The organism is uncultured Pontibacter sp. (genome assembly GCF_947502515.1).
Taxonomy (GTDB): Bacteria; Bacteroidota; Bacteroidia; order Cytophagales; family Hymenobacteraceae; genus Pontibacter.
In genome coordinates, this window is record NZ_CANNAI010000005.1 from 191,021 (window position 1) to 217,026 (window position 26,006).

The following is a 26,006-nucleotide window of genomic DNA, read 5'->3' on the forward strand; positions in this document are numbered from 1 at the left end:
TATTGCTCTAGCCGAACATGCAAACATTAGATCCAATTCAAATTTGAATGGCAAATTTCGAAAAAGAATACGAAAAGAGTCCAATTAAAACGGATTGCCTCGAGCTTTATTTGAGAGAGGGAATCTTGTACTGTATTTATAATGAGGTGAGAGAGCTTGATCTGGCAAAAGCCCGTATCTGCGTGCAGGACCGGTTAAACTACATTGGCGAGCAGGTATACCCCAGTTTGTTTGATATTACGCAGGTAAAACACTCTACCAAAGAAGCACGCGACTACCTGGCCGACGAAGGTAATATAGGTGTTTCAGCCAGTGCTATTTTGGTGGCTTCACCAATGGTAAAGATGGCCGCCAATATTTATATACATGTGAACAAGCCGAAGAACCCCACCTGCATGTTTACAGACAAAGCGGAAGCAGTTGAGTGGCTTGAACAATTCAAAAAATAAGAAGACTTATTCTCAATAAACGGCAACTACTGTAGCCAGGAAATGAAAAAGCCTCTCCGGAACGGAGAGGCTTTTTCATTTCCTGGTTAAGGGTTTTAGTTATTAGTTCATGCCGTTGCTGTCGCCCTGCTTGGCGTCATCGTTGCGGATGCTCTTTTTGCGCTTAGGCGGACGCTGCTGCTCCATCTTACCGAAGTTGTAGTTGAAGCTCACACGCACCCCACGGTTGAAGTTGTTGATGCGGATCTGCTGGGTATAGGCTCTCGGGTTGGTAGGCGATTCCTCCACACGTACATCGTTACGCATGCGCATGCTCTCTCTGAACGGGTTGTCCAGACCCAGGCTGATACCACCTCTCTTGTCGAACAGGTCTTTCTTGATGGCGATGGTGTGATACGAGAAGGCAGCAAACTCACCCAGCAGCTGGATGCGGCGGGAGTTGAAACCACCGTTGAACTGTGCCGATATACCTTTGCCGAAGGTATAAGATGAGTTGGCGTTGATGTTGTACATCCAGCCACTGTTGCTGGCATACTTACCATTCAGGTCTACATAATAAATGTTGGAGCTACCGCCGATGGTCCAGTTGTTGGTCGGCTTGGTATTTCCGAACAAGCTTACCCCATAGGTTTTGTTTTTGGCGATGTTGTCGAACGTCAGGGTGGTCACGTCCACAGGCAAGCCGTTGGTGTCTGTCTCTCTTTCGATGGTGGCCACCGTTTCGATCGCATTGTCAGTCTGGCGCATGTAGCCGGTCACGCTGAGGGATGTTGTCTTGAAGAAGGTGCTGTAGCCCAGTTCAAACAGGTCAGTCAGTTCGGCGTCGAGGTTCGGGTTACCCTGCACGCGGGTGTTGGAGGTCTGCTCCTGCACGTACGGGTTCAGATAGAACAGCGAAGGACGCTGTATACGCTGCGTGAAATTGGCGCGGAAAGTATGCTTCTGCTTCAGGTTGTACGACAGGGCCACACTCGGAATAAAGTTGTTATAGTTCAGGGCATAGTCATTGTCACCCTGCAGATCAGCGTTAATGTCGGTATACTCGTAACGGCCACCCATTTTCACGTTCAGCTTTTTCTTCAGCATGAAGCCGTAGGTCATATAAGTAGCGTACACATCCTGCTCATAGAAGAAGGCATCAGTGCGACGCGTTTCGTTTCCTGAGCTCAGGATGTCGCGGTACAGGGCGTCACTTTCCACATCACGGAAAATAGACTTGGCACCCAGTTCCAGCATTGTTTTATTAGCAAACGGATGGGTATAATCCGCCTGGAAGGTTAGCTCCTTATTAGCGCCTTCGTTCAGGTTGCGCTTCAGCAGGTATGGATTTTCGCTTTCGTTCAGGTAGTCCTGGCGGATATCGTTATCGGTATTTGTAACCGAGTAGAGTGACAGGAGCGCAAGTTCCTGACCTGGCTTCTTGAATGTGCGGGTGTAATCGAGGTTATAGTCCGTGCCGATGCGCTCATTGCGGTTACGGATCTCGTTACGGAAGTCCTGGATCAGGGTATTGCCTTCGCGGCTGTTTACCTCCTGGTCATTCTCCATCCGGAAGGTACCGCCGTTGGTGCGGATGCTGCCCGAGATGTTGTTCTTCGGAGTGAGGTCGTAGTCAAAACCGAGCAGGGCGTTCATGAACGAGCCGTTTATACGGGTCTTGCCATACTGGAAGCTGGTGGTGTTGCCAGCCAGAATGGTGTTGCTCATGTTGCCGTGATTGTAGAACATGTTGCCCCCGAAAGTACCGTTGATGCCTAGCTTGCCACGACGGATGTTGAGGCTGGCGTTGGCATTGCTGTTACGGGTGCCTGCTGTTGCAGCTACCGAACCGGTCACACCCTGCAGACCACCGTCTTTTTTGGTGATGATGTTGATGATACCAGCTGTACCTTCTGCATCATACTTCGCAGAGGGGCTGGTGATTACTTCCACCGACTTGATTTGGTCTGCCGGAATCTGCTTGAGGGCGTCGGCCACGCTACCCGCCATGATGGCTGATGGCTTGTTGTTAATGAGTACACGCACGTTAGAGCTACCACGCAGCTGCACGTTGCCGTCTGTATCCAGCGAAAGGGCCGGTACCTTTTGCAGCACATCAGCCGCATTGCCACCCGAGTTGGTGATATCCTTTTCAGCGTTGTATACCGTGCGGTCAATTTTCTCTTCAACCAGCGGCTTCTCACCTGTAATCACCACCTCACTCAGCTTTTTGGCGTCAGAGGCAATGGATACGGCACCCACATTCACGCTGGCATTGTCAGAAGACACGGTCACATCCTCTACCAGTTTCTGCTGATAGCCCAGGAAGCTCACCTGCAGTCTGTACTTACCCACGCCTACCTTGCTAATCGTGAAGCGGCCCTTGTCGTCGGCCATGGCTCCATCGATCGGCTTGCCTGTGGCCAGGCTGATCAGGGCAACCGTAGCGAACTCTACCGGTTTTTTGGTGTCAGCATCCTGCACAATACCCACGATGGTGGCGTTGCCGCGCGGCACGGCCATACCTGAGGCGGCCTGTTGTTGTGGGGCAGCCTGAGGTGCCTGTGCCAGAGCCGGCACCGTGCTCAGTCCCAACAGGGCGAGCAGCAGGCTCTTTTTCATAGTTTTTTCGAGTTGGTGTATACGTTCTCTTTTCATATTTCCGGTCTTCTGTAATTTCTTGCTGATGTAAATAAAAACCGGGTTTTTGACTCCTGAAAACGGAATATACCAAGGCGTCGCATTTCTATATGAATAGCCGAATATAGCCTATAAGCCATTCGTCGGTAAATAGGGGAGGTTGGTGGAGGGAAAGGTGGTTTGTTAGGTATAGCAGGATGGGTTATTGCAGGTATAGCGACTGTTGCTGTATAGCCTCAAAGCCCTATGGCGCGAGCGTCCTCGCTCGTGTCGGATATGGTGGGGCCTCTGGCCCAGGTGTAGCTGCGGCTGTTGCAGGTATAGCTACTGCTGTTGCAGGTATAGCAAATGGTACTGTTTCATTGCTTCGCCTGTGCGGCGGGCAGGGTATACCCTGGCCGGGCGGGCCTTACTTTTTTCCTTGATGAAAAAAGTAAGCAAAAAAATCAAGACTCCCCAAACTCGCTGAACGCTCGAACAGTGGGTAGTCATTCAAGCGCACCTGGCACAGCTATTTGCTGCGTAAGTTCAGTGCGAGTTAGTCTTGCTATACCTGCCAGTGTTATGTGACGCTAGCCACAAAGCTTATACCTGAGGACTGGCGTTACTTAAGTCCCCCCTTCCAAGGTAGAGCTGTTAAGTTCTGTTTGTAACTATCCCCTTGAGGGGATTATAGGGGTGTAAATTCGGTGCTAATTTGCCAGTAGCGGACTTATTTACGATGCATCCGCAGCCTCAACACCCCTCTGAGAGCTTCGCTCGCAAGTTCCGACTCGCGTCTCACTTGTCCTCTAAGGGAGAATTTGCTGGAACTTAACGGCCCTACTTTTGAAGGGGCAGGGGGATGACAATCGTTCCCATGTCCCCTCTGGGATAAGGGCCCTCTATAAAGGGGGAGGGCCGGAGGGTGACTACACAATCTCAAATGAGTGCGTGATTGTGGCTGTCTTGTAGAGGATAGCAGCTACAGAGCAGTATTTCTCCAGTGAGAGCTCAATCGCGCGGCGTACTTTGTCCTCATCCAGCTGACCGCCCAGTTTAAAGTGAATGTGAATGGTGCTGAAGAGATTAAACTCCTCTACCTTCTGGCGCTCTGCTTTCACATTGATGTCAAAGCTTTCGATGGGCTGGCGCTGCTTTTTAAGGATGCTGATAATATCGATGGCGCTGCAGCCTCCCAGGCCCATCAGCATGAGCTCCATCGGGCGGGCACCCTCGTTGTGGCCCCCTATTTCGGGATTGGCATCTATGTTAATGGCGACATTGGCTGCGCCTCTGGCTTCGAAGTGATAGTCCTGGTCTATGCGGGTGAGGTTGATCTCCATGGTGTATTTCTCGTTTTCTGAAGTCCGAAGGTATAAATTTATACCCTTTGCACCAAGTCCGGCTCAGGCTGCCAGGCGCGTCACATACTTCACCAGTGATCGTTTGGCTATGGGAAGCAGGGCGCTGTCGAGGGGGCAGGGTACCTTGGCTACGACTACAAAAGTAGCGGGATTAGGGAGCTCCTGGTTTTCTTTCACCAGCTGTACCTTCAGATTTTCGTGCGTCTGGGCCAGCCCGCGGCGCACTGTGCGGACCAGTTGTGTGTTGATGCCCCGGTACTTCTCATAGGTGTTCTCAAAAACGGTGATGCGGTATACGTACACCTGCGTTTCCCTGCCCGGAAAGGCGTCCAGGAAGAGATAGCCCTCGTTGAAGTACATCGGCGTGATGCCCACCGGATTGATTTCGATGTGGCGCTCTATAAAGTCATACAGCTCCTTGCCTTGATGCACGGCCTCTTGAAAGAGCGGTGCGGCATACTGGATCACCTCTTCAATCTGGGCCATGGTTTCGTCGTCCTCCACGATCTTTTCATATACCAGCTCCAGCTTCTCAAAATCGGCGCGGGTAATTTGCTGCGGAAAAGCTTCGTAAACCAGCTTCTTATGTTCGCGCACCTGTTGCAGGTTACGATAGTGCATGATCAGGTCAGAAAAGACAGGGTAGAGGCGCTGTTGCCCGAACTCGGACCGGACGGCCTGCAGGTAGGCCAGCAAGCGGTATTTTTTGTATTCAAAGTCAAGCAATCCTTCTGTCAGCCAATTGATAGGTAAGTTTTGCATAACGGTAAACCTTGGGTGATTATGCATAAAAACGAATGGTGCCAAGGCGATGTTACTTCGCAGGGCACTTTGTCAGCGTAAACTTTAATGGCAGGCGACCGTTTAATTTCAGCACCGGGATGCTCTGAACAAAGCCTCCCATTTTACACCATACTTATAAGACAGAACATGAATTATACAGAGAATTTCGAAGGAATCAAGATTGACGTACAGGCTGTAGACATTTCGATTTCGGATGACGTACAGCAGCATATTCGCAACACCATCTCCAAACTGAAGCGCCACGCCAAGAAGATAGACTCTGTGGACGTATACTTTAAAGAAGAGTCGAACCACGCGACCGATGCCAAGAAACTGAGCATGCGTGTAGGTATACCCGGCACCGACGCATTTGCCGAAGACAATGGTGACAATTGGTATGAGTTGCTGAAGAACGTAGAAGATAAACTCAAGCGCCAGCTCGAGAAAAGATAAGCCGAGGGGCATAGGAATGCAAACCCGCTGCGTGGCCAGGTACAGCACCTGCCCGGCAGCGGGTTTGCCTTTAGGTGCGGACAGGTATAGCAACATAAAACAGAACGTATGGCCACAGCAGATTATACAAACAAAGTAGTACTGGTTACCGGCGGAGCGCAAGGTATAGGCTTGGGTATAGCCCAGGCTTTTGGGCAGGCGGGGGCCCGCGTCGTGCTGACAGATGCGGACGAAGAAGCAGGGCAGGAAGCCCTGCAACGACTGCAGGCCCGGCAGCTGAATGCCAGCTTTATACCCTGCGACGTGAGCGCCGAGCAGGAGGTGGTTTCCATAATGCAAAAAGTGGAGGAGGAGCACGGTCAGCTGGACGTGCTGGTGAACAATGCAGGTATAGCCGATCCTTTTATTGGCAATCTGGATGAAATGCAGATGTCTGAATTTGACAGGGTGCTGGCGGTAAACCTGCGTGGGCCCATGCTTTGTGCTAAATATGGTTTGCCGCTGCTGCGCAAGTCAGCACATCCTGCCATCCTGAATATCACGAGCACACGCGCTTTCATGTCAGAACCCGATACCTTCGCCTACTCGGCTTCCAAAGGCGGACTGGAGGCGCTCACCCATTCCCTGGCCGTGAGTCTGGCGCCTGAACGCATCCGGGTCAATGCCATCGCACCCGGATGGATCGAAACCGGGCCCTGGCAAAAAGAAAAGAATCGCTACGAGCCGCAGCATACCCGCGAGGACAAGGAGCAGCACCCGGCCGGCCGGGTAGGCGAGCCGCAGGATATCGCCGAAGCAGCGCTCTTTCTGTGCTCCGACAAAGCTGGGTTTATCACGGGGCAGCATTTGGTGATAGACGGCGGTATGACCATAAAGATGATTTATGCCTGAACCTATCTGCGGGCATTGGGGTAAAACCTAAGGGAAGTGTAAAAATTGCCTATGACGAACAGTCCTTACAACCCGGTACTGCTATATGTGACCGACCCGATGTGCGCATGGTGCTACGGTTTCACGCACGTGATTCGTCGCTTGCGCGCCTTGTGGCATGGTCGGCTGACCGTAGAGGTTGTGGCCGGAGGGCTTCATCCCTTTGCCCGCGAGCCTATTTCGCGTGAGCAGCGGGAGCGACTGGCGGTAAGCTGGCACCGGGTGCAGGAGCGTACCAGTCTGCCATTTAACTACAGCCTGTTTCTGCAGGAAGACTTTGTGTACGACACGGAACCCGCCTGCCGCGCCCTGCATGTGGTGCGTCGCCTCAGGCCTGCTCTCACGCTTGAGATACTGCGGGCCATGCACTCCGCTTTCTATGCCGATGGCCTGAACCTGGCTGATCCGCAGGTGCTCGCCCATGTGGTCCGCCCTTTTGGCATCCAGGAAAACCTATTCTATACCTTGTTTGAAGCTGAGGAGATCATTGATGCAACCGAAAAGGAGTTTGAGTTTGTCGAGATGCTAGGGGTTACAAACCTGCCCAGTGTATACATGGAAGGAGGCATGGGGCCGGAACTGCTCGCCAGCGGCTTCTGCCAGCTCGATGAATTGGAAGAAAGGTTATTACAGCATCTGGAAATGGCCTGACCCTATACCTGAGGTATAAGTATTTGTGAAAGACTGGCTTACCTACCCGGAACTGCATAGTGTCCTGCAACAGAATATGAAGTGCCTTGTATAAGCAGTAATAGATTTTTTGCTCCAATATTAAAAGATATGTATATTTAGCTGTAAATTAACGGCTCAGGCCACTCAGGCCGATACATACCCTGTATGAGAAGCAAGATATCCACAAACCAGGTCGATGAGTACATCGACAAACTTACACCTGAGAAACAGCTATTAGCGCAAGCAGTACGCCGCATCATCAGCCAAACGGCTGCTCATCTGGAAGAGTGTGTGCGCTGGGAAAATCCCTGCTATTTCTTTTACGGCCCCGTATGCTACTTCGCCTCTTCGCGAAGCGGACTTCATTTCGGCTTTTTCCGCGGAAAAGAACTTGATGACCCCAACAAGCGCCTGGTAAGCCGCAATGGGCAGCTGCCGCACATCAAGCTGCGTACGCTCGAGGACATTGACGAAGAATATTTCAGCGACCTGGTGCGCCAGGCGGTGCTGCTTAACCAGAATTAGGCAGGTCAGGGGTACAGTGCTCCTGACTGCATTCCTGCCCCGGCATTTCCAGTTCCACCGTTACGTGGTCTATGTGCGCGTCCTGCATGGTATCGCGTATACGCTGCTTCACACCGTGCGCCTCTTCTAAGCTCAGGTTTTGATTTACGACAGCGTGCATGGTCAGTACATGGCTCATGCCGTCCAGCGTCCAGAGGTGCAGGTCATGCACGGAGCGCACTTCAGGGAGAAGTTGCAGCCGTCGGCGTACTTCCTGCAAACTGATATTGGCAGGAGTACCCTGTAGCAGGATCTGGAGACCTTTGCGCAGGTTGCGCACTACATTATAGAGTATAAAGCAGGTGATGAGCACTGATAGCAGTGGGTCAATTATAGGCCAGTCAAAGAAATAGAGAAGAATACCGCCTACGAGCACGGCCGCCCAGCCCAACACATCTTCCATCAGATGGAGCATGGCCACCCGCTCGTTCAGCGACTCTCCCTTGTTGAGACGCAAGGCAGCGGCTCCGTTCACAAGCACGCCCAGTATGGCAAACCCGATCATACCAGGTGCATACACGGGCTCCGGGTTAAAGAGGCGCGGAATCGAAACCCAAAGCACGATACCTGAGCCAATTAATAAAACGATCGAATTGATAACAGCCCCCAGGAGCGAAAAACGTTTATACCCATAAGAGTACTGCTGATCGCTGCCTTTGCGCGAGAGACGGTCAAAATACCAGGCAAGGCCCAGTGAAAGCGAATCGCCCAGGTCATGCAGCGCATCCGAAAGGATGGCCATGCTGTTGATCCAGAGTCCGCCAAATATCTCGATCACGGTAAAGCCCAGATTCAGGAAGAAAGCCACCTTGATGTTGTCGCTTCCGTGGTGATGGTGATGGCCGTGGCCTCCGTGATGGTGATGATCGTGTGCCATAAACTGTTTGTCTTCATCTAAAATATACAGATATTGGCGCAACTGCAAGCTGCCGGACGGCTCAGTAGCGTTTTAGTCGTATCTTGTCCGGGTAAACACGTAAACGGTGACTGGAATATGAGAATACTGCTGGTAGAAGACGAACCCAAAGTAGCTTCCTTTATCAAAAAGGGTCTGGAAGAACAGTCGTATGAAGTGGAGCAGGCCTACGATGGTAATTTTGGCCTGAAGATGGCCATGCAAAACGAGTATGACCTCATTATACTGGACATTATTCTGCCGCACATGAACGGGCTGGAAGTTTGCCAGGCCATCCGGAAGAAAAAATCGCAGGTGCCGATCCTGATGCTCACAGCGCTTGGTTCCACAGACGATAAGATCATCGGGCTGGATGCCGGGGCGGATGACTACCTCACCAAGCCTTTCGAGTTCAAGGAGCTGCTGGCCCGACTGCGTGCCCTTACCCGTCGGTCAGGCGACAACGGGGGAGGGGAGAAGCTCTCCATCGCAGATCTTGAAATGGACCTGAGCAGCAAGACGGTGACCCGTGGCGGAAAGCCCATCAACCTGACGGCACGGGAATTTGCCCTGCTGCATTACCTGCTGCGCAACCGTGGTCGCGTCGTTTCACGCGTCGATATTACCGAGAACGTATGGGAAACCTCTTTTGACACGGGCAGCAACGTGATCGATGTATACATCAACTTCCTGCGCAAAAAGATAGATAAAGGCTTTCCTGGTAAACTGATCCATACCCTGGTAGGAATGGGCTATGTGCTCAAGGAGGACGACGCATGACCATTCGCAGTAAACTGACCCTGCAGTTTGCAGGTATATTTGCCCTGATCCTGGTCCTGTTCTCGCTGGTGATCTATTACTTCACCTCCCTCTACCGGCAGGACGACTTTTACAAGCGCATCGAGGGCCGTGCCTATGATACGGCCGCCCATATACTGGAGGCTGACGAAGTGAGCGAAAGGGCACGCCGCAGCAATCAGATCCGGTACTACAGAGTGCTTCCTTATGAAAAGGTAAGTATTTACCGGCTGGATGGCAGCCTGTTTTTCTCAGACGGAGATGGAGAACTGGATGTGGAGCCAGAGGTGCTGGAGCGTGTGAAACAGGAGGGTATGGTACAGTATGCGCATGACGAACGCCAGGTCGTGGGCATACTTTACGAAGACAACGAGGGTGAATTTATCGTGCTCTCTTCTTCCGTGGATGCCTATAGTCTGCGGAAGCTGCAGCACCTTAAGGTCATCCTGATCGTGGGCTTTTTGGGTTCGATGGTAGTGGTACTGCTGGCGGGCTGGGCTTTTGCCCGCGAAGCGCTGCGCCCTATTACCAAAGTGGTGAGCGAGGTAGAGAAGATCAGTGCCTCTGACCTGCACCTGCGCCTGAGCAGTGCAGGCGGCAAGGACGAGCTGTCGCACCTGGCACAGACCTTCAACAAGATGCTGGACCGGCTGGAGATGGCATTTGAAATGCAGAGCACCTTTGTATCCAACGCCTCCCATGAACTGCGCACGCCGCTCACAGCCATGATCGGTGAGTTGGAGGTGGCGCTGATGAAATCCCGCGAAAAAGAAGAGTATCAGCGGGTCCTGGCTTCCACCCTCGAAGATGCCCGGCTCCTGGCTGAACTGTCAAACGGCCTACTGCAGATAGCGCAGGCAAGTGTGGATACTTCTAAAATCAAGCTTTCCCAGTTGCGATTTGATGAGTTGCTGTGGATGGCGCACGAGCAGGCGCTAAAGCGTCATCCGGGGGCGCTGTTCAACATAGATTTTGACAACCTGCCTGATGATGAGGACCGCCTGATCGTGAAAGGCAACGATGCGCTGCTGCTGATCGCCATTGTCAATGTACTGGAAAATGCCGCCAAGTTCTCACCGAAGGGAGAGTACAGCACCGTACGACTTTCCGCTGACCGGCGGGAGGTCGTGTTACAGGTTGCAGACAAGGGAGTAGGTATAGCACCGCACGACCTCAGGCATGTATTTGTGCCATTTTTCAGGGCAAACAATGTGCGCAATATTACGGGGCATGGCATCGGTCTGCCCTTGACAGAGAGCATCATAAAACTCCACAAAGGCTCCATTTCGATAGATTCCCGCGTAAACGAAGGGACAGTCGTGACCTTGCGTTTACCGCAGGCAATCGGATTTATTTCGGCCAAAAACGCATTTTAATTTCATTTTAATGCCGTTTTAATACTGGCTTAATACCTCCCCCGTACTTTTGTAGACATAAGGTGAGTATTCTGACTTATGTTCCTGCAGCTGGCCTGTTGGTCAGCGCAGGGATGTGAGTTGGGACTTTTAATTTACATGCTCGCCTAATATTTACTCTCCACCTTATTATGAAAAACATCTCTTCCAAACCAGATTATTTTGCCAGTCTGGGTAAAGACATTCCTGCTGGCCTCGTTGTTTTCCTTGTTGCCTTACCACTTTGTTTAGGTATATCACTTGCCTCTGGGGCTCCACTTGTTGCTGGTATTATTACTGGCGTAGTAGGTGGTCTTGTGGTATCCTGGCTCAGTGGGTCTCACCTGAGTGTGAGTGGTCCGGCAGCTGGTCTGACAGTAATTGTGCTTAACGGTATCGAAACCCTGCAGTCGTATGAAGCCTTTTTGCTGGCCGTTGTATTGGCGGGTGTGTTGCAGGTTGCGCTTGGTTTCCTGAAAGCCGGTGTCATTGGTCTTTATTTTCCCTCCTCTGTCATCAAAGGTATGCTGGCCGCTATTGGTCTGATCCTTATTCTGAAGCAGATTCCGCATTTTATGGGTGCCGATGATGACTTCTTTGGTGAAATGAACTTCTTACAGCCGGATGGACGCAATACTTTCTCTGAAATAATTCATGCCTTCACTGCCATACAGCTAGGTGCGCTGATCATTGGTATTATCTCGCTGGCGATCCTGATCTTATGGGAGCAGCCATTCATGAAGCGTATCAAACTCTTTAAGCTGGTGCCGGGTGCTCTGATCGTGGTGATTGGCTCTGTCGGTATCAACTATTTGTTCCTCAACTATTCCCCTGAGCTGGCTGTAGCAGGCACACACCTGGTTAATTTACCTGATATTTCCAGTATGGGAGCGCTGCAGAACGAGCTTCGTTTGCCTGCATTTGATCAGTTTACGAATCCCTCGCTCTACGTGGTAGCGTTTACGATTGCCATCATTGCCAGTCTGGAGACCTTGCTGAGTGTGGAAGCTGTCGATAAGCTTGACCCGCACAAGCGCCGCACTCCAAACAACCGCGAACTGAAGGCACAGGGTGTCGGTAATATCATAGCAGGTATGCTGGGCGGTATCCCGATGACTGCCGTAATCGTGCGAAGCTCTGCCAATGTCGCCGCTGGTGGCAAGACCAAGATGTCAGCCTTTATACATGGTATATTCCTGTTGCTGTCTGTCCTGTTCCTGGCTGGCTTCCTGAACCAGGTGCCGCTTTCAGCATTGGCCGCCGTGCTTCTGATGGTGGGTTATAAACTGACGAAGCCAACCCTGTTCAAAGGGCAGCTTAAATTAGGGCATGAACAGTTCATTCCGTTTGTGGTAACAATCGTGGCCATCCTGTTTACTGACCTGCTGGTAGGTATCCTGATCGGTCTGGCTGTGGGGGTATTCTTCATCCTGAAGGCCAATTACAAGTCGCCTTACTTCTTCCACAAAGAAGAGCATCGCGACAAAGAAACGATTCGCATTAAACTGAGCGAGCACGTGTCGTTCCTGAACAAAGCAAGCATTGTGCTGACGCTGGAGAAGCTGCCGGATAACAGCCATGTGATCATCGATGGGGCGAATTCTGAGTATATTGACTACGATGTGCTGGAGGCTATACACGAATTCAAGAAAACAGCGCACGAACGTGGTATATTTGTGGAAGTGCTAAATGTAGAAGAAGTACAGGTGCTGGATATGCACTAGGAATAAATAAAACTATGGAAAAAATATTTGAGAATAATAAAAAATGGGTGGAGCGTAAGCTCAACGAAGACCCGGATTACTTTAACAAATTGGCTAAGGGACAGACGCCACGTTACCTGTACATAGGCTGTTCAGATAGCCGCATTCCCATAAATGAAGTAACTGGCACAGGCCCGGGCGAGATTTTCGTGCACCGCAACATCGCCAACATGGTGGTACATACCGATATGAACCTGCTATCGGTGCTACAGTATGCGGTGGAGGTGCTTAAAGTAAAGGATATCATTGTGTGCGGCCACTACGGTTGCGGCGGTGTGGCGGCTGCGGCCAGCAACAAACAGTTTGGACTGATCGATAACTGGCTGCGCAACATCAAGGATGTGATACGCCTGCACGAGCCGGAACTTCTGAGCATCAAGGATGAGGAACAGCGCCACCGTCGCCTGGTGGAGTTGAACATTATTGAGCAGGTGCTTAATCTGTCTAAAACGTCTATCATCCAGAATGCCATGCAGTCTGACAACCCTCCGAAGCTGTACGGTCTGGTATACGATCTAAGTGAGGGGCTTCTGAGAGACCTGAACGTGCTTGAGCAAAGCGACTACATGAAACGTTATGAGCACATCTACAGCCTGGAGCAAGATGCTTAAGCGTAGAAAAAAACCACTACTACCTAGATTTTTTCTATTAACTACATTGGACAACACCCTTGCATTTGCGAGGGTTTTGTTTTTTTTGAGGCGATCTGAAAAGCAAGCCAGGGAGTTTTGCAACTGATCATCACCTGGTCAGAGCTGTTTCATTTTACAGTTTTATCCTTCTGAAAGGGTGCTTGTAAAGGGTGTCCTATACCTTTATCAGTAGCATTAGTTTAATCTCCAAGTATAATGGATAGAGTTAGGAGTACTCTTCTTAACGAATTTTCTTAGTTACAGAAAGGGTCTGATCCCACATCTCTTTAACAAAAAAAGCCCTCCAACAAGGAGGGCTTTTCAAATGAGGTATATTAATTTAGCGTCCGCCGAGCAGGTAGCTTAGCATCAGGCTGAAGCCGGCATTGCGACGCTCACGATTTGCGAAGGCACCTTCATCATCTATCTTTTTCAAACCGCCGGTGTAGCGTACTTCTAGGCCCAGGCCATTTGTAGAACGGTAGCCCACAGAACCAACATAAGCAAAGTCGATGGTGTAAGGGTTGTCTGAAATGTTGTGCTTGGTGGTAACAATCTTATCGCCATTGCTGGAATGCGCTTCGTGCACATGACTAGCATTGTAGATAAAGGATACCTGCGGACCAAGATCAAAAAACACCCCACTGGCTGATACGTGGAAGAGCAATGGGATGTCGATATAGTTCAGCTTAAATACCTCGGCTGTCTGCAGATTGCTGCCTGAGTAGATTTCGCGGCGAGCTCCCTTAGAAGTATAAAGTGCCTCCAGTTGCAGCCCCATCATGTTATTGATGTGCTTTTGCAGAAATATACCGCCTGTATACCCAACCCGGTACTTGTAGTTGTCGGTGTCAGCGCCGGTAAATGTTGTGTAGGTTGCGCCGCCTTTAAAGCCAAGTTGTTGGGCGAAGCCAGTGCCTGACATAAGTGCAATGCAGCACAAAACCAGTAAGAGTCTTTTCATAGGAAATACCTGTTTAAATGGGTTGGTTTAATCGGGGTGAAATTACTGAGAAGCAGAAAACAGGTCAATGGAGGATATATATAAATTGTACTATTTTTCTCATGCAAAAAGCCCGGCCAGTATTGGTCGGGCTTTTCTTTAATAATATGGTTTATGTCAGGTCGTCGACTGATAAGCCGTTTGCCTTCATATTACCATTCGTAATCTCTGCGTGAGGACGAACCATAAGAGTACGGAGGTCCACTGTAGGTGTTACCGTAGCTGGTATGCGTTCTTTGGCGACTGTTATAGTCGTTGTCGTTATCTCTGTCACGCATTTCGTCCATTCTTCTTCTGCGCTCTGCTTCTTCGTCGCCGAACCATGACTTTACTTCGTCACCGGCACGGTCAAAGAAACCTCTGTCGTGGTCTCTGTCTCTGTCGCGATCCCAGTCGCTGGAGCCGCGGTTGCTGCCGTAGCCTGAAGAACCATAGCTGCTGCCGCTTCCATAGCCAGAACCATAGCTTGATGAGCCATAATTACCTGAACCGTAGTTGGAAGAACCAGAGCCATAGTTGCCAGAACCATAGTTGGATGAGCCCGAGCCATAATTAGACGAGCCTGAGCCATAGTTAGATGAGCCGGAACCGTAGTTGCCGCTGCTGTAGCCAGAGCCATAGTTTGATGAACCCGAGCCGTAGTTAGATCCACCGTAGTTAGAGGAACCACTGTAGCCGCGGTTTGATGAACGGTAGCTATCGCTGCCACGATCACGCATATCATCCATTCTTCTTCTACGCTCAGCATCATCATCACCGAACCAGGATCTTACTTCATCGCTGCCGCGGTCCCATGTATCACGGTCGCCAGAGCGGTTAGAGGAGTCCCAGTCGCTGCTGCCGTAACGGCGGTTTGAGCCGGAACCGTAGTTAGAAGAACCTGAGCCGTAGTTGGAGCTACCAGCGGAGCGGCCATAAGATGAGGTGCCGCCATATCCTGATGAGGAGTAGCTGTCGCGGCCGCTACCGAAACCACCCATGCGGGAAGAATCGCTGCTTCTGCCTGATGACTCGCTACCATAGGAGCCTCTTATGCGATTGGTTGGATCATAATCTCCTGAATAATAATTTCTGCCTGAGCCTCTGCTCTCAGACCTATAGTTGTCATTGTATGGGTTACTACCCAAATTTTCATAGCTTCTCATAGCTTTTCTTAATTTTTAGGTTTGAAAAAAAGAACAATATTGAGGCACGCCAAAAAAGGCATACCGGTATTTTTTACGGCTATAGTGCGCATAAGTTATTGATGGAAATGCCGGATAAGAGTGCGCCCCAATGCTATGGGCATAACATAGCATATGGGTAATGTTTGTAGAATTACAAATTGTATTTAATTATTAATAAATAAAGACTATTTATATAGATAGAATTGAATTATTGAAAGTGGTTTAATTTTTATAGAATGAATAGAGTTTATTTAGAAGTTTTAAAATCAGCTGATTGGGCCTTGTTTGGGGTGTTGAAGGTGGTTGAGCTGGAAGTTGTTGAATTGAATATTTTTTATTTTATGATTTTTGTAAATTATATTGATTTAGTAAATTGCAGGCCTTTAGATTATTTTCTCTATTTACTATCTTATGAAGTTTACAAAATTGCTGGCCTCAGCGGTGATGGTTGTTTCTTTGACAGCCTGTGAAGATGTGTTTGAGGATGGGAGCCTGCAGCCGGATGGTTCAAAGCCCGCTCTAACGATCCGAAATCCAACCAATAACCAAAAGTTATCAAAGTCGTCAGGACTTCGTGTAAAGCTGACAGCCTCTGACAAAGACAAAGTGAAGGAGTTGCAGGTGCGTGTGCGTGCGGTTGGTGGCGATGCAGACCACATCAACTTTACCACCTTACCAGATAAGAAGATACTCGAATTCGATACGCTGCTGAACGCAAACAACCTGCCACAGGGCGACTATACCTTATGGATTCAGGCCACTGACTTCCGGACGAATGTCTCTACCGGCGAAGTACTGTTTTCAGTGAAGTAAATGGTATACCTGCTGACTATACCTATAGCCATTGTGCTGGTTAGTTCAGCAGGTATACGACTTGCCAGTTGTCGTTGATGGTAAGCGCAGCATCAAAGCTGTTGCCGGTTTTGGCAGAGGTGAAGCCCTTGATCTTGCCGGTTTTGCCTTTGGTGAGTAAAGTACCGATCTGTTTATCAGTAAGCTGCTTGCCACCCATCTCGAAGGGTACTACAAACTGGCAACCCTCCCGGAAGCGACTGCAACCGAAGGCCGTCTTGCCTTTGAGCATGCTGCCCTGCTGGCAACGTGGGCAGGTCGCAAAGAGATCTGCCTCGGGTGTTTTTTCCGCTTTCTCCAACACCACCTGCTTGTTGCCATCTAACTTAAGCGTGGCATCAAAGCTGTTCCCTTGTTCGTCTTTAAATCCTTTGATCACTGGCGTCTTGCCTTTGCTGAGCAAAGCTGTGACCTGTTTGTCGGTCAGGGTTTTGCCCTGTTGCTCGATCGGGATCAGGAAACGACAGCCTTCCTTAAAGCGGATGCAGCCGTAAGCCTTGGAGCCTTTCAGGATGTGACCTTCGCCGCAGGCCGGGCATGCGCCAAGGCCTTTGCCAGGTATAGCCTCCGTGGCGGCTTTCGGTTTTTTTGCAGCGGCTTTTTCTTTGCCAGTTTTGGCAGTTCCTCCTTTAGTAGGGGCAGGCTCTGGCTGCGCCTCCATCGTCACTGTGGCTTTGTCGTACTTCACCTCCTGCACCAGACTCACCACAAACTCCTGCAGTTCCTGCAGAAAAGCCTCAGCCTTAAAAGAACCGCCTTCGATCTGACGCAGCTTGCGTTCCCACTGCCCAGTCATCTCCGCTGACTTCAGCGTCTGGTTACGGATCACTCCGATCAGGTCGATGCCCATCTGGGTGGGTATGATCTTCTTTTTGTCTTTGCGAATGTACTGGCGCTTAAACAGCGTTTCGATAATAGCCGCTCGGGTAGAAGGACGGCCAATGCCGTTTTCTTTCAGCGCTTCTTTCAACTCTTCATCGTCTATCTGGCGCCCGGCTGTTTCCATGGCACGCAACAGGGTAGCTTCGGTATATTCCTTTGGCGGGTTCGTCCATTTCTTGTCGAGTAGCGGGGCATGCGGACCATGCTCGCCTTTCTCGAAGTTAGGCAGTATACCAGCTGTTTCCTCTTCTTCTTTATTCCCATCCTTGCCCGTGCTGCTATCCGACTTTACATCATCAGCACCATAAAGCACGCGCCAGCCCGGCTCCAGGATCTGCTTGCCGCGCACCCGGAAGGTATAGCCCGCTGACTCCGCCATAACCGTGGTGTTGCTCACGATACAATCCGGGTAGAAGGCAGCCAGAAAACGGCGCGTGATGATGTCGTATACATCCGCCTCGCGACCATACAGACTGGCTTGTGCACCGGTCGGTATAATGGCGTGGTGGTCGGTTACTTTGTTGTTGTTGAATACCTTTTTGCTCTTCCGGATTTTGCTCTGCAGCAACGGCGCCACTTCCTGCCGGTAGCCGCTCAAACCCTGCAGAATGCCCGGAATCTTCGGGTAAATATCGTCCGGCAGAAACACAGTGTCCACACGCGGATAGGAAACCACCTTTTTCTCGTAGAGGCTTTGGATGGTTTTGAGCGTTTCATCGGCTGACATGCTCAGCTTGTTGTTGCACTCGATCTGCAGGGAGGTCAGGTCAAACAACTTGGGTGGACTCTCGGTGCCTTTCTTGGTTTCGATATCCGTGATGGTGAGCTCATCTTTTTGGATGGCTTCCAATATCTGCTGACCTTCTTCCTCTTTGTGGAAGCGGCCGTTGGTGCTCGAAAAAGTGGTGTCGCGGTATACCGTCTTGAGCTCCCAAAATGGTTGGGGCACAAAGTTGGCGATCTCGTGATGGCGGTTCACGATCATAGCCAGGGTAGGAGTCTGTACCCGACCAATAGAGAGCGTCTGACGGCCCTGCGCATACTTGAGCGTGAAAAGTCGGGTAGCATTCAGACCCAGCAGCCAGTCACCGATGGCCCGGCTCTTGCCGGCCTGGTAAAGCGAGTCAAATTCAGAGCCTTCGCGCAGTCGGGCGAAACCCTGGCGGATGGCATCCTCGGTAAGCGAGGAGATCCAGAGGCGCTTGAAAGGCTTGCGGTAGTTCGCCTCAGTAAGCACCCAGCGCTGTATCACTTCCCCTTCCTGGCCGGCGTCACCGCAGTTGATCACCTCCTCGGCATTGTCAAGTAGCTTTTTGATGATGTTGAACTGCTGCACCACCCCCTTGTCCTGCATCAGCTTGATGCCATACCTTTCGGGGAGCATGGGCAGGTCGTAGAGACTCCAGCGCTTCCACTCGGGGCGGTAGTCGTCGGGCTCCCGCAGCGTGCAAAAGTGGCCGAACGTCCAGGTGACCTGGTAGCCGTTGCCTTCGTAATAGCCATCCTTACGGGTTTTGGCTCCAATTACCTGGGCAATCTCACGCGCAACACTCGGTTTCTCAGCAATGCAAACTTTCAAGGTATAGGGTAATTTTAGGGTGACTCTAACATTCAAATTTACGCTTTTAGGCTCTAAATCCCTAAACTTGCTTTGTCGTAAACTAAGGCATTATACCATTAAGCGTCAGAAAATGCAGCCAATTGGGAAATACATTATCATTATCGGGGTCGTGATTGTAGTGATCGGGCTTATCGTCTGGCTGGCCGGCGACAAACTGGGCTGGTTTGGCAACCTGCCCGGTGATATTCGGGTGGAACGGGAGAATTTCAGATTTTACATGCCCATTACGAGTATGATCCTGGTGAGTATTTTGCTCTCTTTGCTGCTTTGGATCTTCAGGCGGCTCTTTTAAGGTATAGCCTTTCAGGGATGCCATGCCTTTTATACCTTTGCGGCGTCTGCTATACCTGAAACCCTTATGTTTTTTGTCCTTTCGAAGCTGCTGCAGTATTTCCTGATGCCCATCATCTGGATCGCGGTACTCCTGTTGCTGGCTGTTTTCCTTCGATCAGCCAAGTGGCGACGCATCATGCTGGTGACGGCTACGGTGCTGTTGCTGGTTTTCTCGAATCCATTTCTGGCGAACGTAACCATGCGGGCCTGGGAGTTGGAAGCCGTACCACTGGAGCAGGTGGAAAATTACGACGTGGCCATCATTCTGACGGGCGTGACCCAGGCCATAGGTTTTGCTGATGACCGGGTGCATACCAACAAAGGGGCAGACCGCTTTCTGCATCCGCTCAAGCTCTACCGTATGGGCAAGGTGGACAAGTTTCTGATCACGGGAGGTATAGGCACCGTGGCGATGGACCGTCGACCGGAGGCGGAGATGCTGCAGGAGATCCTGTTATTGGCCGGAGTGCCGCAGGAAGACATCATCATTGAAACCCGTAGCGACAATACTTACCAGAACGCCATCTTTACAGGTGATGTGCTGCAAAAGCACCCAGAGATGGAGCGCCGCCTACTCGTGACATCCGCCTTCCACATGCGCCGCTCCAAAGCCTGTTTCGACAAAGCAGGTATAGCCACCGACGTTTTCCCAACCGATTTCTATACCTCCGAAATCCGCTATACCCCGGATGAGCTGCTTATACCTAATCCTGACGCCTTCCGCCTCTGGCACCGCATCATCCACGAAGTGACGGGTTTTGTGATTTATAAGCTGGTGGGGTATGCGTGATTTACCCCACCCAGATACTCTTTTGGTTCGTGAATTCCCGGATACCGATATAGGAGAGTTCGCGGCCGTAGCCTGACTTTTTGATGCCACCAAAAGGCATTTCAGGGCTGGAGGCGACCATGGCGTTCACAAACATGGCGCCGGTCTCTACCTGTCGGGCGACACGCAAACCACGTTCCTGATTGCTGGTGAATACGGTACCGGCCAGTCCATACTTGTGATCATTGGCTATCCGGATGGCTTCTGCTTCGTCTTTCACCACAAACACGATGGCAACCGGACCAAAAAGTTCGTCTTCGTAGGCTGGTGAACCGGGCTTCGGATCCTGAATGATCATCGGTTTGAAGTAAGCGGAGTCTTTTTCGTGACCGCCTTCCAGCACGACTTTGGCGCCTTTTTGGATGGATTCCTGTACCTGTTGCTCCAACTCCTCGGCCAGGTCTTGGCGGGCAAGCGGACCGTAATCGCAATCCTCTGTGAGTGGGTCGCCGGTGCGGAGAGCCTGCATTTTCTCCTTCATCTTCTCCAGAAAGGCATCCGCTATACCTTCCACCACAATAAAGCGTTTGGCTGCAATGCAGCTCTGGCCCGTATTGACCATGCGCGATTTTACGGCAGTAGTGGCGGCGGCTTCAAGGTCGGCATCTTCGAGGATGATAAACGGATCGCTACCGCCCAGTTCGAGCACGGTTTTCTTGATCTCGCTGCCCGCTTTTTCGGCTACTTTGGAGCCAGCACCTTCGCTGCCGGTCAGGGTTACGGCCTTCACAATGGGATTCTCAATGATCGCATCTACTGCCTTCGAGCCAACGAGGAAGGTATGGAACACATCTTTCGGAAAGCCGGCCTTGTGGATGATCTCCTCAATGGCCAGTGCGCATTGTGGCACATTGGAGGCATGTTTGAGTACGCCTGCGTTTCCGGCCATCAGGGCAGGAGCCAGAAAGCGGAAAACCTGCCAAAAAGGGAAGTTCCAGGGCATGACAGCTAACACCACACCCAGCGGCTGGTAAGCGATCAGGCTACGGCTTGCTCCGGACTCCACTTCTTCGTCTTTCAGGAATTCAGCGGCATGATCAGCGTAGTAGCGGCATACCTTGGCGCATTTCTGTACTTCTGCTATGGCATCCTTCAGTGGCTTACCCATCTCCAGTGTGATGATGCGCCCGTACTTTTCAGCTTCCTCCTCCAAAATGTCAGCACAGCGGTTCATCAGGCGGGCTCTTTCCTCAAAACCGGTTTTTTTCCATTGCTGAAAAGCCTCATCTGCTGCTTTCAGTTTGTGCTGCACCTGATCGAAGGTATGTTCCTCAAATGTTTTGATAACTTCGTTTGTTGCAGGATTTATTGTTTGTATCGCCATTTGTTTCAGATTCTAGATAAGATGTGCTGTAAATATACGGTTGCCGGACTATTTATGCTGCCAAAGACAATAAACTGATAAAAAAAGGGTTAAATAAAGTGTTGCTAAAGTTCTATTTGCGGGGTTTTGCGGATATTGTTACTTCTTTCGCAAATATTCCCTTTTTTATAGATTGTTTCTTACTAAATTGCCTTCCATTAGAGTTTCGAAGGGATTTCACTCCAGAGATAAAAACTCTTTATTTTAAATTTTTCTTTTGAATACGCTCCAACACGATACCGTCATTTTGCTGTTTGCCCAGACTCCTGAGCAGCAGATCCGCTATAAAACGTTCACGCAGGAGCATGGCCCTGAACTGAACAAGCAAGCGGCTGACCTGCTGTTGCAGCATACCCTGTTTGTGGCTAAGGGCTCCGGTATTCCGCTTGTAGTGATCTACCCGGAGCGGCAGGAGGGAAGCAATTTCGGGGAGCGCCTTGCCAATGCCTTTCAGGAAGTTTACTCGATGGGCTACCAGCGTGTGATTTGCATTGGGGCTGACTGTGTAGACCTGACCCCGGCAGACCTGCTGCTGGCCCAGGATGCGCTTAGCGAAGGCCGGATGGTCGTGGGACCGGGTACAAACGGCGGCGCTTACCTGGTGGGCCTGCACATTGACTGCTTCGACCCCGAGGCACTGGCCATGCTCAACTGGCAAACCGACGAACTGCTGAATGAACTCGTGCTCTATGGATACCGCATGCAGGCCAGTATGGGCAGCCTGACGGTACTCGACGAAAAGACCGAAGCAGGCAGCGGAGCTGACCTTTCCCGTCAATTGAATATCCTCCCCGTATACCATCACCTGCACAGGCAACTCAGCGCTATTCTGAGCTAACCAAACAGGAGTCTTGGTTTCTTGTTACCTTTAAGGTAAATAAGACTTTATTTTTCTATGGATAATACGTATTACAATCCGGCGGACCTGAAGAAATTCGGGAACATCAGTGAGTTGCAGCCAGAGATGGGCCGCAAGTTTTTCGACTACTACGGCGAAGTTTTCAAAGAAGGCGCCCTGACCGAGCGCGAAAAGGCCCTGATTGCCCTAGCTGTGTCACACGCCGTGCAATGCCCTTACTGCATTGATGCCTATACCTCTGACTGTCTGGAGAAAGGTGCCGACGAAAACCAGATGATGGAAGCCGTGCACGTGGCCGCCGCTATAAAAGGAGGCGCTGCGCTGGTGCACGGCGTGCAGATGATGAACAAGATCAAGGACCTGACGATGTAGCCCATGCCTATAACTGTTAAATCGCTGAAGGCGCAGCAGCACCAGTTTGCCAACCCGGCTTACCAACTGGAGGTGCTGCAGCATGCGGGAACGGAAGAAGGCGATTTTCCACTTTTCGGAACTAAGTTGCTCGAGCACGAGCTATACCCTTTGCGACCTACCGGCACCACCATTCTTCAGGTCAACGTGGGCAAGATGTGCAACCAGACCTGCCGCCACTGCCACGTAGACGCCGGTCCGGACCGCAAAGAGATCATGACCCGCGACACCATGCAGCTCTGCCTCGATGCGCTGGCTAAGTCCCCGCAACTCACCACCGTGGACCTGACGGGCGGTGCGCCTGAGATGAACCCTGATTTCCGTTGGTTTGTGGAGCAGCTGTCGGCGATGGGGCGGCAAGTGATCGTGCGCTGCAACCTCACCATCATCCTGGCCAATCCCAAATACCACGACCTGCCAGCGTTTTTTAAGGAACACCGGGTACAGGTAGTTTCCTCGTTGCCATACTTCTCGGCTTCCCGCACCGATGCACAGCGTGGTGATGGCGTGTTTGAGAAATCCATCAAAGCGCTGCAAATGCTCAACAAGGTGGGTTACGGACAAGAGGGAAGCGAACTGGAGCTGAACCTGGTCTACAATCCGTCGGGTGCTTTTCTGCCCGCGGGTCAGAAATCACTGGAGGCGGAGTTTAAGCGGCGATTGAGGAGCGCTTACGACATCGAATTCAATAGCCTGTTTTGCATCACCAACCTGCCGGTAAGCCGCTACCTCGATTACCTAATAGAGAGCGGGAACTACAGCAGCTACATGGAGAAGCTGGTGACGGCCTTCAACCCGGTGGCGGCGGCCAATGTGATGTGCCGGAATACCGTTTCAGTCGGTTGGGATGGTGCACTGTACGATTGCGACTTCAACCAGATGCTGGAGCTCCAGGTACAGCCCGGCACACCGCAACACATCCGCGACTTTGACCTGACCCAGCTCGACGGAAGGCAGATCGTGCTGAACCAGCATTGCTACGGTTGCACAGCCGGGGCTGGCTCCAGCTGTGGCGGCTCCACTGTCTGACCTGCTGCCTATGCGCTATACCTGGCATCATCGGCTATACCTGATTTTACTGCTCTGCCTGCTGCTGTCAGCCTGCCAACAGCCATCAGACGCAGCCTATAACCTAATGCTCCGGCAACTCTATAGCCACAGCGTCGATACCATTTCGGCTATACAAGTGCAGCAACAACTGAGGCAAGGTATAGCGCCTCTGCTACTCGACACCCGCAGTGAAAGTGAATACCAGGTGAGCCACCTGCCCGGTGCCCGGTATGTGGGCTACGAGGACTTTGACCTTTCTGACCTGAAAGACGTACCCCAAAATACACCCCTCGTGGTATACTGCTCGGTTGGCTACCGCAGCGAAAAGGTAGGGGAGCAACTGCAGGCGGCAGGGTATACCCAGGTACGAAACCTGCATGGCGGCTTGTTTGGCTGGGTGAATCAGGGACTGCCTGTTTATGACAAGCAGGGACAAACCACAAAAGTGCATGGCTATACCCGCGCCTGGGGCGTATGGCTGCGCAAAGGAGAGAAAGTATATGATTGAGAAAAACCTGTTAATGCTATTTGTCCGCAACCCGGAGCTGGGCAAGGTGAAAACCCGCCTAGCAGCCAGTGTGGGCCCCGAAACGGCGCTCGATATTTACCTGCACCTGCTCCGCCATACCCGCAACATCACCCAGCACCTGCCCATGGATAAAGTAGTGTACTACTCCGAAAAAGTGGAACAGGACGACCTCTGGCCCACCAGGCACTACCAAAAGAAGCTGCAACACACCGGAGGTGATCTGGGTGAGAAAATGAAACTGGCCTTTGAAGCGGCTTTTGCCGAAGGCTATACCTCGGTGGTCATCATCGGCAGCGACTGTCCGCAACTTACTTCAGACATCATCAGCCAGGCATTTGAAGAACTGAAGACGCATGAAGTAGTCATTGGCCCTGCTTTGGACGGCGGTTACTACCTGCTCGGCATGAAGCACCTGCATTCTGCGTTTTTTGAGAACAAGCGCTGGAGCACAGAGCATGTTTTTCCTGATACCCTGTACGACATTGAGCGGCTGCACCTGAGCCATACCTTGCTGCCCTACCTTTCAGATGTGGACAAGCTGGAAGACCTGCAGGAAAATTGGCCGGAGCTGGGTTAGATTTTACTGCCCCAGCCCAATCTCCTCCAGCCTGTCATACCCATAAATATCCTCCCGAAACTGAATGACCGAAAACTCGTCGGCCCAGGCTGTCATATACACAATAATCAAGGGCACCGGCTTTTTGAGTCGGATGAACTGCTCGTCCTTTTCAGATGCCAGCACCTTCTCGATGCGGTGGTCTGATAGCCCGCTCCGTTCCTGCAGCAGGTATAGCGCCAGGTCTTCGGGATTTTGCAGCCGGATGCAGCCATGGCTGAAGGCTCTTTTCTCGAGGGAGAACAGGTGTCTGTCTTTAGTGTCGTGCAAGTATTGGCTCACGCGAGTATCGAAAAGAAACTTCATTTGCCCCAGTTCATTATGCGGCCCCGTTACCTGCACGATCCGGTAGTTGAAGTCCGAGGCGCTGACGGTGCTCCAATCCATATCCCAAGGGCTTATTTTTTGCCACCCACCTAGCGGCTTGGGTCGGAACAGCTCCATGTCACGGCTCTCTAAGTAGCCGGGGTTGCGTTTGAGCAGGGGCAGGATCTCTTTTGAGGCGATAGAGTTGGGGATGTACCAGTAGGGGTTAAAAACAATCGTATGCAGCTTGGTGTGGTTGACGATGGTCGGCAGGTTGGGTTTGCCCACAATGGTGCGCAGGTATAGCTGCACGCTGTTCTGGTCGATCAGCCGCAAGGTATAGTCAGGTATGTTGATGATGATGAAGGGCTGTGGCAGGTCGTGACTGAATGCTTCCCAGCGGTACAGGCTGTTCTTCAACTGCCGCAGCCGCTGCAGGGGTGGCACATTGAGCGCAGCCACGGTGCGCGGTCCTACAATGCTGTCGGCTTTGAGTGCGTGCCTTGCCTGAAAACGCACGACGGCCGCTGCAAGCTTAAGGGTATAAAGCGTTGTGCTATCGGTGGTGTCAGAGCTGGCCAGGTCGCCGGTCAGGAGCAGGTTGGCGCGCAGGTCCGGGGTGTGCCGGCTGGAGTCACCGGGGCGGAGCAGCAGCTTATCGGGGAAGGTATGCCAGGTGCGGTTGCTCAGATCCTGGTAATGCGCGATGGCCTGGCGGAGTTGCTCTTTCTGATCCGGCACCAGCAGCCATACCTCCGTAGAGTCGCTGGCTATACCCGAGAGCGAGTACAGAAACAGCGAAACAATGAAAAGCAGGCGTGCCATGGGCGTAAAGAAAGCGGTGGTATTAAAATGTACGCAAGCGGCAAAAATAAGACGCTAGCCTCC

Annotated in this window: 26 protein-coding genes; 17 read left to right on the forward strand and 9 right to left on the reverse strand. The window is 51.4% G+C overall.

The features are described from left to right. The first annotated feature begins 146 nt into the window (after positions 1 to 146). Positions 147 to 449, forward strand: a complete 303-nt coding sequence (locus Q1A54_RS14160) for a hypothetical protein (RefSeq protein WP_299989419.1) — start codon at positions 147 to 149, stop codon at positions 447 to 449. A gap of 102 nt (positions 450 to 551) precedes the next feature. Here the strand turns inward: Q1A54_RS14160 and Q1A54_RS14165 are convergent, their stop codons facing one another. The 3 genes from Q1A54_RS14165 to Q1A54_RS14175 form a co-directional block, all read right to left on the reverse strand. Further along, positions 552 to 3,050, reverse strand: coding sequence for a TonB-dependent receptor (locus Q1A54_RS14165; RefSeq protein WP_299989421.1), 2,499 nt, complete (start codon positions 3,048 to 3,050; stop codon positions 552 to 554). 929 nt (positions 3,051 to 3,979) lie between these two features. Continuing rightward, positions 3,980 to 4,393 (reverse strand): OsmC family protein, encoded by a 414-nt coding sequence (locus Q1A54_RS14170; RefSeq protein ID WP_299989424.1) that lies wholly within the window; start codon positions 4,391 to 4,393, stop codon positions 3,980 to 3,982. 63 nt (positions 4,394 to 4,456) lie between these two features. After that, positions 4,457 to 5,176, reverse strand: coding sequence for a hypothetical protein (locus Q1A54_RS14175; RefSeq protein ID WP_299989427.1), 720 nt, complete (start codon positions 5,174 to 5,176; stop codon positions 4,457 to 4,459). A 168-nt stretch (positions 5,177 to 5,344) separates the two neighbouring features. Between Q1A54_RS14175 and raiA the strand changes: the two genes are divergently transcribed. The 4 genes from raiA to Q1A54_RS14195 all read left to right on the forward strand — a co-directional run bounded on the left by raiA (position 5,345) and on the right by Q1A54_RS14195 (position 7,777). Further along, positions 5,345 to 5,650 (forward strand): ribosome-associated translation inhibitor RaiA, encoded by a 306-nt coding sequence (raiA, locus tag Q1A54_RS14180; protein WP_196115847.1) that lies wholly within the window; start codon positions 5,345 to 5,347, stop codon positions 5,648 to 5,650. A 108-nt stretch (positions 5,651 to 5,758) separates the two neighbouring features. Further along, a complete protein-coding gene (locus Q1A54_RS14185; protein ID WP_299989430.1) occupies positions 5,759 to 6,541 on the forward strand; it encodes a glucose 1-dehydrogenase in 783 nt (260 codons plus the stop codon). A gap of 51 nt (positions 6,542 to 6,592) precedes the next feature. Then, the gene (locus Q1A54_RS14190; RefSeq protein WP_196115843.1) at positions 6,593 to 7,231 is read left to right on the forward strand and encodes a DsbA family protein; all 639 of its coding nucleotides are present in this window, start codon (positions 6,593 to 6,595) and stop codon (positions 7,229 to 7,231) included. A 186-nt stretch (positions 7,232 to 7,417) separates the two neighbouring features. After that, entirely contained in the window at positions 7,418 to 7,777 is a 360-nt protein-coding gene (locus Q1A54_RS14195; RefSeq protein WP_196115841.1) for a DUF1801 domain-containing protein, read from the forward strand. Here the strand turns inward: Q1A54_RS14195 and Q1A54_RS14200 are convergent. Next, on the reverse strand, positions 7,764 to 8,693 hold the full coding sequence (locus Q1A54_RS14200) for a cation diffusion facilitator family transporter (protein ID WP_299989435.1): 930 nt from the start codon (positions 8,691 to 8,693) through the stop codon (positions 7,764 to 7,766). The genes Q1A54_RS14195 and Q1A54_RS14200 overlap by 14 nt on opposite strands. A 117-nt stretch (positions 8,694 to 8,810) precedes the next feature. Between Q1A54_RS14200 and Q1A54_RS14205 the strand changes: the two genes are divergently transcribed. From Q1A54_RS14205 to Q1A54_RS14220, 4 genes are all read left to right on the forward strand, one after another. After that, positions 8,811 to 9,491, forward strand: coding sequence for a response regulator transcription factor (locus tag Q1A54_RS14205; protein ID WP_299989437.1), 681 nt, complete (start codon positions 8,811 to 8,813; stop codon positions 9,489 to 9,491). After that, positions 9,488 to 10,885 carry an ATP-binding protein gene (locus Q1A54_RS14210; protein ID WP_196115837.1) on the forward strand — a complete coding sequence of 466 codons (1,398 nt, stop codon included), beginning with the start codon at positions 9,488 to 9,490 and terminating at the stop codon, positions 10,883 to 10,885. The genes Q1A54_RS14205 and Q1A54_RS14210 overlap by 4 nt, the downstream gene beginning before the upstream one ends. Positions 10,886 to 11,055: 170 nt before the next feature. Beyond that, the gene (locus Q1A54_RS14215; protein ID WP_196115836.1) at positions 11,056 to 12,627 is read left to right on the forward strand and encodes a SulP family inorganic anion transporter; all 1,572 of its coding nucleotides are present in this window, start codon (positions 11,056 to 11,058) and stop codon (positions 12,625 to 12,627) included. A gap of 14 nt (positions 12,628 to 12,641) precedes the next feature. Further along, positions 12,642 to 13,277, forward strand: a complete 636-nt coding sequence (locus tag Q1A54_RS14220) for a carbonic anhydrase (RefSeq protein ID WP_299989443.1) — start codon at positions 12,642 to 12,644, stop codon at positions 13,275 to 13,277. A 361-nt stretch (positions 13,278 to 13,638) separates the two neighbouring features. Here the strand turns inward: Q1A54_RS14220 and Q1A54_RS14225 are convergent, their stop codons facing one another. Both Q1A54_RS14225 and Q1A54_RS14230 read right to left on the reverse strand, forming a co-directional pair. After that, positions 13,639 to 14,262, reverse strand: a complete 624-nt coding sequence (locus tag Q1A54_RS14225) for a porin family protein (RefSeq protein WP_299989446.1) — start codon at positions 14,260 to 14,262, stop codon at positions 13,639 to 13,641. A gap of 191 nt (positions 14,263 to 14,453) precedes the next feature. Further along, the gene (locus Q1A54_RS14230; protein ID WP_299989449.1) at positions 14,454 to 15,446 is read right to left on the reverse strand and encodes an SWFGD domain-containing protein; all 993 of its coding nucleotides are present in this window, start codon (positions 15,444 to 15,446) and stop codon (positions 14,454 to 14,456) included. Positions 15,447 to 15,878: 432 nt separating this feature from the next. Between Q1A54_RS14230 and Q1A54_RS14235 the strand changes: the two genes are divergently transcribed. Then, positions 15,879 to 16,280 carry a hypothetical protein gene (locus Q1A54_RS14235; protein ID WP_196115832.1) on the forward strand — a complete coding sequence of 134 codons (402 nt, stop codon included), beginning with the start codon at positions 15,879 to 15,881 and terminating at the stop codon, positions 16,278 to 16,280. 40 nt (positions 16,281 to 16,320) lie between these two features. Here the strand turns inward: Q1A54_RS14235 and Q1A54_RS14240 are convergent, their stop codons facing one another. Further along, a complete protein-coding gene (locus Q1A54_RS14240; RefSeq protein WP_299989452.1) occupies positions 16,321 to 18,780 on the reverse strand; it encodes a type IA DNA topoisomerase in 2,460 nt (819 codons plus the stop codon). Positions 18,781 to 18,892: 112 nt separating this feature from the next. Here Q1A54_RS14240 and Q1A54_RS14245 point away from each other — a divergent pair, with 112 nt between their 5' ends. Together Q1A54_RS14245 and Q1A54_RS14250 are read left to right on the forward strand one after the other, a co-directional pair. Further along, positions 18,893 to 19,114, forward strand: a complete 222-nt coding sequence (locus Q1A54_RS14245; protein ID WP_299989455.1) for a DUF2905 domain-containing protein — start codon at positions 18,893 to 18,895, stop codon at positions 19,112 to 19,114. Between the two features lie 66 nt (positions 19,115 to 19,180). Continuing rightward, on the forward strand, positions 19,181 to 19,945 hold the full coding sequence (locus Q1A54_RS14250) for a YdcF family protein (RefSeq protein ID WP_299989458.1): 765 nt from the start codon (positions 19,181 to 19,183) through the stop codon (positions 19,943 to 19,945). A 1-nt stretch (position 19,946) separates the two neighbouring features. On the opposite strand, the gene Q1A54_RS14255 is transcribed toward Q1A54_RS14250, so the two are convergent. Then, entirely contained in the window at positions 19,947 to 21,308 is a 1,362-nt protein-coding gene (locus tag Q1A54_RS14255) for an NAD-dependent succinate-semialdehyde dehydrogenase (RefSeq protein WP_299989461.1), read from the reverse strand. 256 nt (positions 21,309 to 21,564) lie between these two features. Here Q1A54_RS14255 and Q1A54_RS14260 point away from each other — a divergent pair, with 256 nt between their 5' ends. From Q1A54_RS14260 to Q1A54_RS14280, 5 genes are read left to right on the forward strand one after another with little or no spacing between them, the layout of a single operon-like run. Further along, a complete protein-coding gene (locus tag Q1A54_RS14260) occupies positions 21,565 to 22,185 on the forward strand; it encodes a DUF2064 domain-containing protein (RefSeq protein WP_299989464.1) in 621 nt (206 codons plus the stop codon). A gap of 57 nt (positions 22,186 to 22,242) precedes the next feature. Beyond that, on the forward strand, positions 22,243 to 22,578 hold the full coding sequence (locus tag Q1A54_RS14265) for an arsenosugar biosynthesis-associated peroxidase-like protein (protein WP_076422597.1): 336 nt from the start codon (positions 22,243 to 22,245) through the stop codon (positions 22,576 to 22,578). 3 nt (positions 22,579 to 22,581) lie between these two features. Beyond that, on the forward strand, positions 22,582 to 23,646 hold the full coding sequence (gene arsS, locus Q1A54_RS14270) for an arsenosugar biosynthesis radical SAM (seleno)protein ArsS (protein ID WP_299989470.1): 1,065 nt from the start codon (positions 22,582 to 22,584) through the stop codon (positions 23,644 to 23,646). Next, positions 23,627 to 24,175, forward strand: a complete 549-nt coding sequence (locus tag Q1A54_RS14275) for a rhodanese-like domain-containing protein (protein ID WP_299989473.1) — start codon at positions 23,627 to 23,629, stop codon at positions 24,173 to 24,175. The genes arsS and Q1A54_RS14275 overlap by 20 nt, the downstream gene beginning before the upstream one ends. Continuing rightward, positions 24,168 to 24,773 (forward strand): TIGR04282 family arsenosugar biosynthesis glycosyltransferase, encoded by a 606-nt coding sequence (locus Q1A54_RS14280; protein WP_299989476.1) that lies wholly within the window; start codon positions 24,168 to 24,170, stop codon positions 24,771 to 24,773. The genes Q1A54_RS14275 and Q1A54_RS14280 overlap by 8 nt, the downstream gene beginning before the upstream one ends. Before the next feature lie 3 nt (positions 24,774 to 24,776). Here Q1A54_RS14280 and Q1A54_RS14285 read toward each other — a convergent pair whose 3' ends face one another. After that, entirely contained in the window at positions 24,777 to 25,943 is a 1,167-nt protein-coding gene (locus Q1A54_RS14285; RefSeq protein ID WP_299989479.1) for a L,D-transpeptidase family protein, read from the reverse strand. Between the last annotated feature and the right edge of the window lie 63 nt (positions 25,944 to 26,006).